The 15,613-nt window shown below is 53.8% G+C and carries 9 protein-coding genes; 4 read left to right on the top strand and 5 right to left on the bottom strand.

Translation table 11 applies throughout. The features are described 5' to 3' along the window. Positions 1-4 precede the first annotated feature (4 nt). Both B9Y58_RS10645 and alaS read right to left on the bottom strand, forming a co-directional pair. Positions 5-1,441: an alanine/glycine:cation symporter family protein gene (locus B9Y58_RS10645; RefSeq protein WP_073056414.1), complete on the bottom strand. Its 1,437-nt coding sequence runs from the start codon at positions 1,439-1,441 to the stop codon at positions 5-7. A 245-nt stretch (positions 1,442-1,686) separates the two neighbouring features. Further along, positions 1,687-4,332, bottom strand: coding sequence for an alanine--tRNA ligase (alaS, locus tag B9Y58_RS10640; RefSeq protein WP_083532310.1), 2,646 nt, complete (start codon positions 4,330-4,332; stop codon positions 1,687-1,689). Positions 4,333-4,493: 161 nt separating this feature from the next. Here alaS and B9Y58_RS10635 point away from each other — a divergent pair, with 161 nt between their 5' ends. The 3 genes from B9Y58_RS10635 (at position 4,494) to B9Y58_RS10625 (ending at position 7,324) form a co-directional block, all read left to right on the top strand. Beyond that, the gene (locus B9Y58_RS10635; RefSeq protein ID WP_073056416.1) at positions 4,494-5,825 is read left to right on the top strand and encodes an MATE family efflux transporter; all 1,332 of its coding nucleotides are present in this window, start codon (positions 4,494-4,496) and stop codon (positions 5,823-5,825) included. A gap of 65 nt (positions 5,826-5,890) precedes the next feature. Then, the gene (locus B9Y58_RS10630) at positions 5,891-6,355 is read left to right on the top strand and encodes a hypothetical protein (protein WP_233247936.1); all 465 of its coding nucleotides are present in this window, start codon (positions 5,891-5,893) and stop codon (positions 6,353-6,355) included. 45 nt (positions 6,356-6,400) lie between these two features. Beyond that, positions 6,401-7,324 carry a biotin--[acetyl-CoA-carboxylase] ligase gene (locus B9Y58_RS10625; RefSeq protein ID WP_073056418.1) on the top strand — a complete coding sequence of 308 codons (924 nt, stop codon included), beginning with the start codon at positions 6,401-6,403 and terminating at the stop codon, positions 7,322-7,324. Between the two features lie 258 nt (positions 7,325-7,582). Here the strand turns inward: B9Y58_RS10625 and B9Y58_RS10620 are convergent, their stop codons facing one another. The 3 genes from B9Y58_RS10620 to B9Y58_RS10610 form a co-directional block, all read right to left on the bottom strand. After that, positions 7,583-9,367 carry an endo-1,4-beta-xylanase gene (locus B9Y58_RS10620; protein WP_073056420.1) on the bottom strand — a complete coding sequence of 595 codons (1,785 nt, stop codon included), beginning with the start codon at positions 9,365-9,367 and terminating at the stop codon, positions 7,583-7,585. 187 nt (positions 9,368-9,554) lie between these two features. Next, positions 9,555-11,411, bottom strand: coding sequence for an endo-1,4-beta-xylanase (locus tag B9Y58_RS10615; RefSeq protein ID WP_073056421.1), 1,857 nt, complete (start codon positions 11,409-11,411; stop codon positions 9,555-9,557). A gap of 212 nt (positions 11,412-11,623) precedes the next feature. Further along, positions 11,624-13,504 carry an endo-1,4-beta-xylanase gene (locus B9Y58_RS10610; protein WP_073056479.1) on the bottom strand — a complete coding sequence of 627 codons (1,881 nt, stop codon included), beginning with the start codon at positions 13,502-13,504 and terminating at the stop codon, positions 11,624-11,626. A gap of 264 nt (positions 13,505-13,768) precedes the next feature. Between B9Y58_RS10610 and B9Y58_RS10605 the strand changes: the two genes are divergently transcribed. After that, complete coding sequence (locus B9Y58_RS10605) at positions 13,769-15,295, top strand: PHB depolymerase family esterase (protein ID WP_073056423.1); 1,527 nt, start codon at positions 13,769-13,771, stop codon at positions 15,293-15,295. Positions 15,296-15,613 lie beyond the last annotated feature (318 nt).

Raw genomic sequence — 15,613 nt, 5'->3', positions numbered from 1 at the left:
TCGGTTATTCCCTTTCGTCCCTTTCCTTGTGGTGCCAGTAATCGAGTTTTTCGGCATCTAAGCCGATATGCCTTGCAATAAAAGCCGGATTGCGACCTTGCTTGCGCTGGAATTCGTAATCGCGAAGCGCCTTGATGGCAACCCCGCCCAGAATAACGCACGCGGGCAAGTTGGTGAGCGCCATGCCGCCCATGGTAATGTCGGCGAGAGCCCAACAGGCATCCATCGGAGTCACCGCGCCAAAGAGCACCACCAGGCTGCACAATATATGAATCACCATCATAGCCTTCTTGCCGGGCATTTTCTTCTTGTTGATGTAGGCAATCGCGTTATGCACGTAGTAGAGGTTACCTAAAAGGGTCGTGAAGGCAAACAGCGTCATCGCCACCGTGATAAATACCGGACCCATCGCGCCAAACGTTGTCGAGACCGCCTGCTGCACGTACATGGCACCCGCATTGTCGGCATTCCCCGGCACGCCGGAAACAAGGCACATCAGGGCTGTGGCCGTACAAAGGAAAAGCGTATCGATATACACCGATAGCATTTGCGCAAGGCCTTGCTTTACCGGGTGCGAAACGTGAGCCGCGGCAGCCGCATTCGGGGCAGAACCGACGCCCGCCTCGTTAGAATAAAGGCCGCGCTTGATTCCATACATCAGACAAGAGCCTGCGATGCCACCGCCAATCGCCTGAAAATCAAACGCATCCTGCATAATCGCAACAATCACAGAGGGAATCAAGTTAAAATGTGCAATCAGCATGATGGCCGCAAGAATCACATAGAAAAGCCCCATGACCGGGACAAGGATTCCCGTCGTCTTTACGATGCGCTTGCCACCGCCGAACAGGCAGAAACCCACCAACACCGCAAGGATTATGCCGATAATCCATGGCGTGACCGACGGGTTGTAGAAACTGTATGTTTCGAAAGTCGACTGCAGGTTGTAAGAGCAAAGCAGATTGAAGCCGAACGCGTAAGTAGAAATCAGGAACACCGCAAACACGATGCCCAGCCAGCGGCTATGCAGCGCACTTTCAATATAATACGCAGGGCCACCGTAGCAGCCATTCGTACGACGGTCGCGATGCTTGTACACCTGCGCAAGCGTACTTTCGACAAACGCCGACGATGCTCCGATAATAGCAAGCACCCACATCCAGAAAGTGGCACCGGCGCCACCGAGGCAAATTGCCGTCGAAACACCGATAATGTTGCCCGTGCCTACGCGCGATGCCGTCGACACCAAAAGTGCCTGCAGCGAAGACACGCCACCCGCTTCGTGCGGCTTTTCGACCAGCGTGCGAACCGCCTCCACGAAAAGTCGAATCTGCACGAACCGCGTGCGAATGCTAAAATAGATTCCCGCCGCAGCAAGAACAATAATCAGAATCGGGTAATAAAGAACACTGTCAACCGTGTTCAAAAAATCGACAATCATCGCATCTCCTAACAAAATGAATGCTAAGGAGACAATCTAGAAAAAAAGACTAAACCCTCCAGTGCATTAACAGCGAAAGGAGTTTATCAAAAAAGGCTCCCCGCACTAACACGAGGAACGCCTTTTGAAATGGTGATGCTGCGCGTTAATTACGCACCCAGCTTCGTGAGCCACAAACGACTTGTATTAACAAGTCGTGGTGGCGAGAGCGAAGCCCAATCACAAGTTCATTTCTGAACTTAGGGCTAAGCGGTCAGTTTAGCTCTGATCCAGTTGTTGGCGTTGGCGATGGCACCGGCAATCTTGTCGACTTCCTTGGTACCGGCCTGGGCGCGGTCCGGGCGTCCACCGCCGCGGCCACCGCAAGCAGCGGCAAGGTCCTTGACGAGGTCTCCGGCCTTGATGCCCTTGGCCTGAACGTTCTTGCCTACCATCACGGCGATGCTTCCGTTGCCTTCGCCCTTGTTCGCAATCACGGCGACGCTATCGGTGTCGAGCTTGTTCTGAACGCCGTCCAGCAAGTCCTTGTACTTCTCATCGGGGATAGAAAGTTCGCGAACGTAGAGGTTCACGCCCATCACGTTAATGCCGCCGTTCAAGAGTTCGGCAGCGGCGAGGGTCGCAAGTTCCAGCTTCACGGACTGCAGGCTCTTTTCCAAGTTCTGCGTCTTGGCGAAGCTCTGCTGAATGCGGTCGAGAACTTCGGCATCCTTGCAGCGGAGCTGTTCGCGGAGGGCCGTGAGAATCTGCGTACCGGCGCGGAGCAGCGAGAGCGCGCCTCGGCCAGAGACGGCTTCGATACGGCGCACGCCAGCGGACACGCTGGATTCGCTGATAATCTTCACGAGGCCGATGTTGCCGGTGTTCTGCACGTGCAAGCCACCGCAGAGTTCCTTGGAGAATTCTTCGTTTGCGCAGCCCATCTTCACCACACGGACTTCGTCGCCGTACTTTTCGCCGAACAGTGCCATGGCACCGCTTGCCTTCGCTTCATCAACCCCCATCACCTGGGTGTTGACCGGCAGGCATTCCATGACCTTCGCGTTCACGATGTCTTCCACCTTCTGGATTTCCTCGGCGGTCATCGCGTTGAAGTGGCTGAAGTCGAAGCGGAGGAGTTCGTTCGAGACAAAGCTACCCTGCTGCTGCACATGAGTGCCGAGCACCTGGCGGAGCGCCGCCTGCAGCAAGTGGGTGGCGGAGTGGTTCTTGCGGATGTCGTTACGGCGGTCGTTATCGACGGTCGCCATGAACACAGCGCCCATCGTCGTTTCGTTTGCCGTACCCTTCTTCACCTTACCGCGGCAGAGAGCGGTGTCGTTCACCTTCACGGTGTCGAACACGTCAATTTCGAGGTCAGCAGAAACGAGCGTTCCCTTGTCGCCGACCTGGCCACCCATTTCAGCGTAGAACGGAGAAGTTTCGAGCACGATGCTCAAAACGCCCTTGTCTTCACGCCAGCGGACGACCTTCGTTTCGCAAGCGGAAAGTTCGTAGCCCACGAACTTGGTGCTTTCTTCGCTGTACTGCGTCCAGCCTTCGGTACCCATGGTGTTGATGCCCTGCTTCATGTTGGCACGGGCGCGGGCCTTCTGTTCTTCCATGCACTTGTTATAGCCTTCTTCGTCAATGGTCAGGCCCTTTTCTTCGGCAAGAATGCCGGTGAGGTCCGGCGGGAATCCGTAGGTATCGTAAAGCAGGAACACCTTGTCGCCCGGCACGGTCTTTGCGTCGCCGAGTTCAGCCACGATGCCGGCGAAGCGTTCGAGACCGGCGTCCAGCGTGCGGATAAAGCTTTCTTCTTCGCTCTTGATCACAGAGGCGACGAATTCCTTGCGCTCGCGGATTTCCGGGAAGGCATCGCCCATGGTATCGGCGAGCACCTGCACGAGCTGGCAAATGAACGGCTTCTTCTGGCCGAGCAGGCGGGCAAAGCGGCTAGCACGGCGCAAAATGCGGCGGAGCACGTAGCCACGGCCTTCGTTGCTCGGGAGAGCGCCATCGGCAATAGCGAAGGAGATTGCGCGGATGTGGTCGGCAATCACGCGGTGCGGAGTACCGGCTTCGCCATCGTTATACGGAACGCCACTAAGTTCAGCAATCTTTGCGATAATCGGGGTGAACACGTCGGTGTCGTAGTTGCTGGTCTTGCCCTGCAAAATAGCGCAGATACGTTCGAAGCCCATACCGGTATCGACGTTCTTCGCCTTCAGCGGAATCAGGGAGCCATCGCTCACGCGTTCATACTGCATGAACACGTTATTCCAAATTTCAATGTAGCGGTCGTTTTCGCCGTTCACGCCCTTGATCGGGTCCTTGAACGTTTCGGCCTGCGTAGCGAGGTCGCCGCGGTCGTAGTGGATTTCGGAGCAGGGGCCGCACGGACCGGTGTCGCCCATTTCCCAGAAGTTGGAGTGAGCGTCAAAGCGCATGATGCGGTCATCCGGGAGGCCGGACACGTCCTTCCAAATCTGCCAGGCTTCGTCATCGTCCTGATAGACCGTTGCAAACAGGCGTTCCTTCGGGAGCTTCCACACTTCGGTCAAAAGTTCCCAGGCCCAGGCGATAGCTTCTTTCTTGTAGTAGTCGCCGAAGCTCCAGTTGCCGAGCATTTCGAAGAAGGTGTGGTGGTAGTTGTCGCGGCCCACCACGTCGAGGTCGTTGTGCTTACCGGACACGCGGAGGCACTTCTGGCTGTTGCATACGCGTTTCCAGCCCTTCGGATTATCGCCCAGGAAAATCGCCTTGAACTGGTTCATGCCCGCGTTCGTGAACATGAGCGTCGGGTCGTCATGCGGAACCACCGGCGAAGAACGCACAAAGAGGTGGCCCTTGGATTCGAAGAACTTGATGAAAGATTCGCGCACCTGCGCAGAAGTCATAGTAGGCATAATGTGTCCCTTTTATTTTTCGGGCGTAAATTTAGAAATTTCAGCCCATTCTCGCAAATGGCCTTACTAAAATAGGGGCTTTCTTCCGCTCACCGCTGTATACAAAAAATATTCTTTTAGCCCTAGCCTTTAGATTTGAGCATTTCTAAAATTGGCGTCGTATGCAAGTGCAAGTCAAAGACCGCTCCTTATTAAGCCTTTCGTGGCCGTTGTTCATTACCTTCGGTATCGCGACCTGCCAGCCCATGATGGACAGCTGGTTTTTGTCGCGCACCTCCGAAACAGCGGCTGCGGGCGTGGGGGCATTAATGCCCGTCCTGGGCGCACTATTCATGGCTATTAACGCCTTCGCCCAGGCAGGGGCGAGCATCGCCTCCCAATTCATCGGAGCAGAACGCCCCAAACAAGCAGGCACCACCCAGACTATGGTGTTGTTGGGTAGCCTCTTGCTCGGTATCGCCATCACACTGGTCATTATCCCCCTGAACAACCAGATTGTGAGCTGGATGGGGCTTTCCGGCGAGGCCGCCCTGCACGCCCGCGACTTCTTGCACGTTGTCTCTTTCGGCTTCGCATTCCGCGCCCTGCAATCTAGCCTCACCTCTCTAATTGCCACTCACGGACTTACCGTCTGGAACCTGTTCGGCAACATCATCACGATTATATCGAACGCCATCATGAACGTCATCTTCTTGAACGGATACCTCGGTTTTCCACAGATGGGCGTGAAGGGCGTGGCACTTGCCACCATGCTTTCGTGGCTCATTGCGGCAAGCATTCTGTTCGTTATCTTACGCGTCAAGGTTCACCACAAGATTCGCCGTACCGATCTTAAACGTTCCCGCGTCATTTTGCCGGACTGGATCCGCATCGGGTTCCCCGCCGCCGTCGAACCGGTGAGTTTCCAGATTTTCCAGGTGGTGTTGACCGCCATTGTGGTGCATTTGGGCATTATCGCCATGACCGCCCGCATCTTCAGTGCCAACTTTGCTATGCTGGCCGTAATCTTGAGTGTGGGCCTGAGTAGCGGCAATCAGATTCTGGTCGCCCACCTTGTCGGCGCCCACGACTTCGACAAGGCCAACCGCAGACTCCACCAGAGTCTTATCGCCGGTAGCGCGAGTGGACTTATCGTAGCCATTGTCGTCGCCATTTTCGGGACCCAGTTGCTGTCGTTCTACACCAGCGACCCCGAAGTGATTCGCCTAGGCAGGCTTTGCCTTTGGTGCGACGTGATTCTGCAGCCCTTCAAGGCGGCCAACATGGTCATCACCTCGGCACTCCGCGCCTCAGGCGACTCCAAGTTCCCCGCCATCGTGGGTTCTGCCATGATGTGGACCTGCGGCCTGGGCACCGCCCTTCTGCTCGCCTTCGGCCTAGAACTCGGTCTGGTCGGCATCTGGCTCGGCATGGCCGCCGACGAATTCTACCGCTCCATTGTCAACTATATCCGCTGGCGCGGCGGAAAATGGAAAGAATACGGCGTAGTTTAAGCATTTTTATCACGCTTTTTTGCACATACCTTTCTTTTTTTATTTTTACATTGTATATTATAGGTATGTTCAATAAAGTAGTGTACAAGACTCTTCGTTTAATGAACACGGCAAGCCTTTTAGCCGTGTGTTTGCTTTGTAGTCTTGCCACCGGAGTCTGGGCCCAAGACAACTTGGACAAGCCCGTAAACGACGTAGAAGTGTTCCGTCCCGAAAAGCGCGACACCAAGGTGCAGCTGGTGGATTCCACCAAGAGCAACGCCGTCACCTTGAACGTTGACATTTTCGCCGATGGCATGGTTGGTTCATACTATATTCTGTGGGACGAGGTTGACCTTTCCGAAGACATCAAGAAGCAGATGACCACCCGCGACTTCGCTCGCGACGAATTCTTTATGCAGAATATCGACCGCGAACAGTTCGAACAGGAACGTCTGTTGCAACTCTTCGAAGACAAGAAGAAGCAGTACTTTGCAATCTTCCCCGAAGAAGCCCTCAAGATGCTTGAAGACCAGCAGAAAGACCAGTAGAATCAGTTGGCAGTCGGCAGAACTTAGAGCTTAGAAATAGCAAGAATGTTTTCAAACGAACAAAATTTTGCCGATTGGCAACTTTGCGGTTTCGGCGGCTCACCCGCATTTCTCTTTGACAGTATCGAAAGCACTCACAGCTTAATGAAATCGCGTGCGGCAGCAGGCGATATCGTTCCTGGTGCATTGATTGTCGCCGACAGGCAAACGGCGGGCCGCGGCCGCCACGAGCGCACCTGGGACTCCCCTGCCGGGCAGAACCTTTACTTCAACATTTTGATTCCTCTTGAAGGGATTCCACTTGCATCGGCACCGCAAATTACGCAAGTAGCAGCCCTTACTTTTGCCGAAGTATTCAGGAGCCTTCAAGACGACGCTAACGCACAAGGCCTCGGCAACAGGAGTCTCGGTAAGGTCTCCGTCAAGTGGCCGAACGACATTCTGTGCGGCAAGCACAAGTTCTGCGGAATTTTGGCTGAGGTTGTTTACGTGAAAAAGCTGATGCCGAAACAAGTTCGGCATGACGTGAGTGGCCAAGTTCGGCATGACGTGAGTGGTCAAGTTCATCCGGCGATTAGCATGGGTGTGGGAATCAACGTGAATAGCAGTCCGCTGGACTACGCACACCTGGGACGCGCCGTCACGACGCTGAAGGACATCTGCGGTCAAAGCATCAACCGAGAAAAGTTGTTGCAAATGTTGATTGCGAACCTGGAGCGGGCCGTCGGACAATTCCGTGCCTTCGGCATTCGCCCGTGGGTCGCCGCGTGGAAACGTATGGACCAATTCATAGGCGCTCGCGGAACAATCATCGTGAACAACCGCTGCACCGACCAAAACCGTAATAGCGGCGAAGGCGCCACCCAAAAGACCGGCCGTATTCTCGACATGCTAGATGACGGCAGCCTACTCTTTAAATGCGACGACGGCTCCGTCGAAACAGTCTATTCCGCCGATTTGGAAATCTAAGCGGGCGGGCTCCGTGAGCGAAAAGCGACTCGTATTAACGAGTCGTGTTCGCGAGAGCAAGCGCTCGGGGACGTACTTATATGATTGGGCGCGAGCGGGCTTACGTGAGCCATAAAGCCCCAAGCGTTAAGCTGGGGCGGTGGCGAGAGCGAGCGCTCGGGGGACGTTCTTATATGATTGGGCGCGAGCGGGCTCATAAACAACAAGCCCCGGAGCGATCGCTTCGGGGCCCGTTGTTTGGTGTATTGAGTACTCTAATTATCTCGTCACTCTTACAGACTGCATCTGGCCAGTGGTACGGCAGCGCAGGTAGTAGATGCCGGAGCTCTTCACAGCGCTAGAGGTCTGGAGGATTTCCTTGGCGGCATCGAATCCGTAGGCAGTGAGCACGCCCATGTGGACACCGTTCTGGTCAAACACGTGGTAGTCCTGACGGCTGTTGTTGTCGAACTTGACATTCTGCTGCATGAACTGCGGATCACCGGCATCACCCTTCACGAAATTGATGTAGTCGATGTCGAAGTATTCCTGCGTCACTTCCATGCGGAGGATATGCTTGCCGGCCGGGAGAGTCACCTTCTTGCTCACGTCAGTGAATTCGTCGTAGCTGGTTCCCGTGACTTCGAAGTCGGCGAGAGCCTTGCCGTCGAGGGAGAGCGTGAATGCGCCCGTGCCTTCGGTAGCGACAGAAGCAACCGCGGTGTATTCGCCCGCTTCGGCAACGTTGATGGTGTATTCGTACCAGTCGCCGGTATTGTTGTAGCCGAGAGCAACGCCAGTAGCCTTCTTGTAAAGGTCGGCACCGGTATCCTTGCGGTAGTCGGAATCACCGTGGTTTTCGCCATCGTCGGCATAAGAAGCGTTGCTCGTGCCGTCTTCGTTCTTGCCCTTACCCGGAACGTCGAAGTCTTCGACTTCAATCTTGCCCGGGACAGCGAGAGCTTCGCCCTTGAACGGAGTCTGCGGTTCAGGTTCAACCGGAGTGATTTCGCCCGTAGGAAGGCCCGTCGTGTTCACGCCCTTGTTCTTGGAGAGGTAATCCTTCAACCAAGTCATGGCCGGACGGTCCTGGCCGTTCCTGATAATACCGGAGTTACCGCCAGAGGTCCAAGTAGAACCGTAGATGTAACCCCAGAGGGTGATACCGGCAATGTGTTCATTTTCCATGAAGTAGGAGATCTGCTGAGAGTAGCAGTTCTTCTGGTCGTTATCGTCGTTAGAAGCGATATCGTATTCAGAGATGAACATCGGCATCTGGGTCTTGTTCCAGATTTCTTCAATCGCGCTCTTGAGCGTATTGATGTTCAAGCAGGAACCGCCACCGCCCTGGCCACCAGCCTGACCGCCGGAAACCTGCATATCGTGAGCCTGCAAGCCATAGGCGTCCACCGGAGCGCCAGCTTTCTTAAGCTTCTGGATAAGGTCGATACCTTCGTTCTTCTGCCACTGAACGGTATTGTAGTCGTTATAGATGAGGATTGCATTCGGCCAACGTTCACGGGCCATCTTGAATGCGGTCACCACGAATTCGTAGTTACCGTTGTCGCCACCGAGAGCCGCGATGATATTGTTGTTCTTGCCGTAGCCAGAGTGGTAGCTGCCGCCCGACTTAATGGCTTCGTTCACCACGTCAATCATTTCGAGTTCGGGGTAATGCTGCTTGACGGCATCCATCCAGTTCGTGATGGCGGTCTTGGTATCGGCAGCGCTAAGGCCATTCAACCAGTTGGGGTACTGGGAGCCCCACACCAGAGCGTGGAACTTGAAGTGGCCACCGTTGTTCTTTGCCCAGTTATAGGCAGCGTCGCAACCAGACCAGTTGTAACGACCGCGGGTACCTTCGATGGATGCCCACTTACATTCGTTTTCTGCTGTGATCTGGTTCCACAACTGCGTAAAGTCGCTACGGACCTGGCCGTTAGTGGTAATGTTACCGACGAATTTGGCTGCACCATCAGCCAAGCCCGGACCGGCAAAAGAGAAAGTTGATGCTGCGAGAGCGACCGCAGCAACCTTCGTTGCTGTAGAGATTATCTTTTTCATATCCACACATCCTTTTGATGGTTTTTCATCCCAAAAACCATTATTAATATATTCCCTAAAAAGGGCGTTTTTTCACGGAAAAAGGGGATTGTCATGGACAATATGTCCATAAAGGCGTAAACAAAAGGAAACAAGTCCCGGAGCATTCGCCCCGGGACCCGTTGTTTGGTGTATTGAGTTTTGAAATTTACCTAGAAATTCTCACAGACTGCATTTTTCCGGTCCAGCGGTTACGCAGGTAGTAGATACCGGAAGCCTTGATGTCGCCCGTGTTCTGGAGAATTTCGGCAGCGCCTTCGAAACCGTAGGCCGAAAGCACGCCCAAGTTCACGCCATGCACGTCGAACACGAAGTAGTCCTGCAGGCCGTTTTCACCGATCTGGATGCTCGGCTGGACAAACATCGGATCATCTTCGATTTCAATCGGTTCGGGGTCGGTAGCATCTTTACCCTTCACGAAGGTGAAGTAGTCGATGTCGAACCAGGAGCCAGTCACCGTCATGCGGAGGATATGCGTGCCGGCCGTGAGGGACACGTTAGCCTTGACCTTGTTGTAGTCGTCGTAGTTTTCTTCGCCGGACTTTGCTGCAGGAACAGTAATCACGTTGGTGAGTTCCTTGCCGTCGAGAGAAAGCTGGAAGCTGGAAGTCGAACCTGCGGCAGCCACGGCTGCGAACATGGTGTAGTCGCCCGCTTCTTTTACGTTCACGGTGTATTCAAGCCAATCGCCTTCGCTGTTGTAGCCCACGATGATGCCGGTCGCCTTCTTGTAGAGGTCAACACCCGTCGTGTCCTTGCGGTAATCCGTCACGTCGCCGTGATTTTCGATATCGCTTTCGCTGTAAGAAACGTTACTCACGCCATTGGTTTCGCCGACACCGGAAATATCAAAGTCTTCGGCTTCGATTTTGCCCGGGATGTCGAATGCAGAGCCCTTGAACAACTTGCGCGGCACAGGTTCGACCGGAGTGAGCACACCCGTCTTGAGGCCAGTCGTGTTCACGCCCTTGTTGCTCTTGAGGTACTCCCTCATCCACTTCAAAGCGGCGCGGTCCTGGCCATTCTTGACAATGCCGGAGCAGCCACTCGCAGTGCCGTTACAGTCGAGCCACGTGCGACCATAAATGTAGCCCCAAATGGTAATGCCGGCAATGTGTTCGTTTTCCATGAAGTGAGAAATCTGTTCGGAGTAGCACTGCTTCTGGATATTATCATCGGTAGTCGCAATGTCGTATTCGCTGATGAACATCGGGGTCTGGGTCTTGTCCCAGATTTCCTTGGTAATGCTCTTGAGCGTATTGATGTTCAAGCAGACGCCGCCGCCACCGGTACCGCCCTGGCCACCGCCCTGGCTCATCATGTCGTGGGCCTGCAAGCCGTATGCGTCGACCGGAGCACCGTTTTTCTTGATGGTCTGGATAAGCTGAATACCCTGGTCCTTGTTCCACTGGACGGTGTTGTAGTCGTTATAAATGAGGATAGCCTTCGGCCAACGTTCACGGGCCATCTTGAAGGCCGTCGTTACGAACTGGTAATTGCCACCGTTATCGCCACCGAGTGCCGGAATGATATTGTTGTTCTTGCCATAAGGAGAATGATAGCTGTTGTTGCCCGTGCGGATAGCTTCGTTCACCACGTCGATCATTTCGAGATCGGGGTAATGTTCCTTGACCGCATCGAACCAGGCGGTAATCGCCTTCTTCGTTTCGTCTGTGCTAAGGCCATTGAGCCAGTTCGGATACTGGGAGCCCCACACCAAAGCGTGGAACTTGAAGTGACCCCCGTTCTGCTTTGCCCAGTTATAGGCAGCATCGCAGGCACCCCAGTTGTAACGGCCACGAGTACCTTCGACGGAACCCCACTTACAGCCGTTTTCGGCCGTAGCCTGGTTCCAGAGCGCAGTAAAGTCTGAGCCGACACTATTACTCTGGGTAATGTTACCAATGAACTTGGCTGCGCCATCGGCAAGGCCGGGGCCAGCGAACGACGGAACGGCACAAGAAAGCGCGACCGCCAAAGCAGAGAAAGAAAGTTTCTGTTTCATGAAACCACATCCTTTTTTAAAGTTACACCATGCTCCTATAAAATTATCTCGGCAAAGGCGGAATCGCTCACGGTCTTCAAGGATTTCCATTGATAAAATATCCATAATAATGTAAAGAGCAAGAAACGAGCCCCGCAGCATTCGCCGCGAGGCCCGTTGTTCGGTTTATCTTTTCAAGAGAGAAATTAAGAGTGAAATAGAGACGAGCGGCCTTATTTTGTAATTCGAACAGATTGCATTTTGCCTGTAGTGCGGCTGCGCAGGTAGTAGATGCCCGAAGACCTGATAGCGCTAGAAGACTTGAGCAGGTCGGATGCGGCATTGAATCCATAGGCCGAAATCAGTCCCAAGCGGTTACCTTGCATGTCGAACACGTAGTAATCTTGAAGTTTGTTGTTCGTGAGTTCAAGGTTCTGGCCGATAAAGGTTTCCTGGCCCGGATTTTCAATCGGTTCGGGGTCGGTTGCGTCCTTGCCCTTCACGAAGGTGAAGTAGTCTACGTCGAACCAGGCGCCCGTTACATCCATGCGGAGGATGTGCTTGCCTGCCGGGAGAGTCACGTTGGCCTTGACCTTGTTGTAGTCGTCGTAATTTTCTTCGCCTTCCTTGGCGGCAGGAACCGTAATCACGTCGGTGAGCGCCTTGCCATCGAGGGAGAGCTGGAAGCTGGAAGTAGAACCTGCGGCAGCCACGGCAGCAAACATCGTGTAGTCACCTGCATCACCCACGTTCACGGTCCATTCGAGCCAGTCGCCTTCGCTGTTGTAGCCCACGATAACGCCAGTCGCCTTCTTGTAAAGGTCGACACCGGTATCCTTGCGGTAGTCGCTGTCGCCGTGATTTTCGGAATCATCGCTATAGGACTGGTTGCTCGTGCCGTCTTCGTTGACGCCCTTGCCCGGGATATCGAAATCTTCGGCCTCGACTTTACCCGGAATGGCAATCGGTTCTCCCTTGAACGGAATCTGCGGTTCGGGTTCAACCGGCGTGAAGGTCACATCGTTCTTGCCCTTGCTTAAGTTGTTCGCAAAGTATTCTTCGAGCCAGTTCATGGAAGCGCGCTTGCGGCCATCTTTTTCAATAAGGCCGGTGTTTGCAACCCAGGTAGAGCCGTTGATATAGCCCCAAATGGTAATGCCTGCAACCCACGGAGTTTCCCACATGAACGGAATCTGGTTTGCGTAATCGTTTTTCTGTTTGGTATCGTCCGCTTCGCCGATATCGTATTCCGAAACGAGGAGCGGGAGGCCCGTCTCGTTATGGATTCGAGTCATCTTGCTTTCGAAATCGTTCTTGCTCATGCCCTTACAGTCGTGAGCCTGCTGGCCGTAGGCATCGACCGGAGCACCGTTCTTGACAATAGTCTGGATGAGTTCGATACCTTCGTTGATCTGCCAGGAAAGCGTATTGTAATCGTTATAGATGAGCACGGCTTTTGGCCAGCGTTCGCGGGCCATCTTGAAAGCGGTGGTGATAAAGTCGTACTGGTGCTTGCCATTTACAACGCGGTCACCGCCGAGGGCTTCGATAATGTAGGAGCCGCCGCATTCGGTATCGTCGGTGCTGTGGCCTTCGGCACCTGCAGCAGGCTTGCCGTAACCGGAGTGGTAGTTGTCACCGGCCCAGATGGCTTCGTTCACCACGTCGATGTATTCGAGGTCAGGGAACTTGGCCGCAACGGCATCGAACCATTCGGTAATGTACTTCTTGGTGAGTTCTACGGTAATGCCCGGATTTTTCTTTTTGCAGAGGAAGTTCGGGTACTGCGAGCCCCAAACGAGAGCGTGGAACTTGAAATGGCGTTCACCCGGTTTTTCCTTGGCCCACTTGTAGGCGCTTTCGCACTTGTCGAAGTTGTCCCAGGCGAACTTACTTGTACCGCTGTTACCGTTAGAAAGGGAATGGATAGAGCCCCACTTACAGCCGTTTTCGGGAGTAATCTGGTTCCAGTATTGGGCAAAGTCGCTACGGATTTGGCCGCCCGTAGTAATATTGCCCAGGAATTTTGCACCGCCATCGGCCATTGCCGCATTAGCAACAGTCGCAAGGCCTGCAATGGCTGCAAAAGCAAGAGAGAGGGATAGCTTTTTCATAACCAACATCCTTTAAAAACGTGAACACCTAAGTTAAAGGTACTTTACAAAACGGGATTTTTTCCACATCAAAGGAAAGATTGCATGGACAACAAATCCATACACACCAACACCCCCTACCCCACAAAACGCTTTTTACACGGAAATGTGTAAGATTTATCCGTAGTTTCGCAAACTTTACGCAAAATATATTGCATTTCGGCAATAAATGTGTAAATTTATTATGGAGTGAAAACAAAAGGGTATCATAAAAAAGGAGTATTTATGCGTAACCCCAAATTCGCAAGTATCGCTAGCCTGGCACTGTTCGGCTTGTTCAGCAGCCAGGCTTTTGCCTGGAGCATTGACGGCGTGGTCAAATCCAAGGTTTCCGGCCGTTTGCTCGGCGGTGTAAAAATCAACACATTCAACTTCGGCGGCTATGAAACCACTAGCGCCGAAGATGGCACATTCCGCCTCAGCAGCGATGGCAACACGGGCATTGTCGCCAACGCCTACACCGCAAATGTCGCCCTCCACATGGAAGGCAACATGCTCACCATTTATAACGCGGACGCACGTTCTCTCAGCGTGTCCGTGATCAACTCCCTTGGCAAGGTTCTCAAGAAAAGCAACATCGAAAACGTCCAGGGAATCGTCTCCCTCGACTTGGGCAAGCTTGCAAAAGGCGCGAAGTTCATCCGCGTCAGTGCAGACAACCGCAACAGCACCTTTATGTTGACCGACAAGGGTGCAGTCAAGGCTCTCAAGAAAGAAGGCGACCTGTTGCCGATGCTCCAGTTCGCGCTGGATGGTTATGCCAACTTTGTCTACCAAATGCAGAGCGAAACCGAGACCGGCGTGACCATCGAAATGGTAAGGCCCTCTGCCGACGCTTCTTCCAGCTCTGAAGCTATTGAACCGCCGAAATCTTCTAGCTCTCAACAGGTTGAACCGCCGAAATCTTCCAGCAGCGCCGGCAGCGACGAACCTATCGTAGTCGATTGCTCCGGCAAGACTGCAAAGGTCGGAGATAAGCAAAACATGTCCGTGACCGTCGATGGCAAGCAGCGCACCTTTATTATGCACATTCCGAGTGCCTACAAGGGCGACAAGCCCGTACCGCTCGTTATTGACTACCACCCGATTGGCGGTTCCGGCAATGGCGAATTCGGAAGTTCTCCGTACAAGGCCAAGACTGACCCCGAAGGCGTAATCACGCTTTACCCGGACGGCACCAGCAAACCGGGTGGAATGGGTAACGGCTGGAACGTCGGCCCCTGCTGCTCCAACGATGACGACGTCAAGTTCTCTTACGCAATGATTGACAAGCTCAAAGAAATCGCCTGTATCGACCCGCAGCGCATTTACGCAACCGGTTTCTCGATGGGTGGCGGCATGAGCAACCACGTGGCCTGTATGATGTCCGACGTCTTTGCAGCAGTCGCTCCGGCAGCTATGGACTTGAACAAGACCAACAGTGCACAGTGCAAGATGTCTCGTCCGATCTCTGTCATCAACTTCCGCGGTACAAATGACCCTGTCTGCAAATACCAGGGCGGCGATAGCGGATTCAATGACGGTCTGAACTTCTTGGGCGCCGAAGGCACCTTCAAGTTCTGGGCTGAAAAGAACGGCTGTACCGGCGCTCCGACCAAGAACGCCAATGGTTGCGACGAATACTCCAACTGCCAGGATGGCACGAAGGTTGTTCTCTGCACCAAGCAGGGCGGTGGCCACGACTACGGTGACGCAAGCATCGGCTGGCCGTTCCTGAAGCAGTTCACCCTGCCGGCAAGCTTCGTGAAGTAAGTTCTCTCTCACAAACGAATCTTAGTACTCCTAAGAATACCTCCTAAAAAACCAACCAAAGAATCTCCCGCTTGCGCGAGAGATTCTTTTTATATAAACAGCCGATGGGGTATGAGCACTCCAAAAGGTTAATCAGCCATCGGCTGTCCTTCGTCTCGACGGCAAGCTTTTGCTTGCCGCCTCAACTCGGCGATATTATAGATACGAACAAAGACCTTTGCGGATTGGGAATGCCGATGCTGACATGCGGCAGCATGACAGCGGGCAGTAAGGGTCTGCATGAGCGCCGAGTGGAAGCGACAAGTATCAACTTGTCAC

This window comes from Fibrobacter sp. UWB15 (genome assembly GCF_900177705.1).
GTDB lineage: Bacteria > Fibrobacterota > Fibrobacteria > Fibrobacterales > Fibrobacteraceae > Fibrobacter.
The sequence above is the reverse complement of the archived record's forward strand: the minus strand, read 5'-3'. Positions and strand labels throughout refer to the sequence as shown.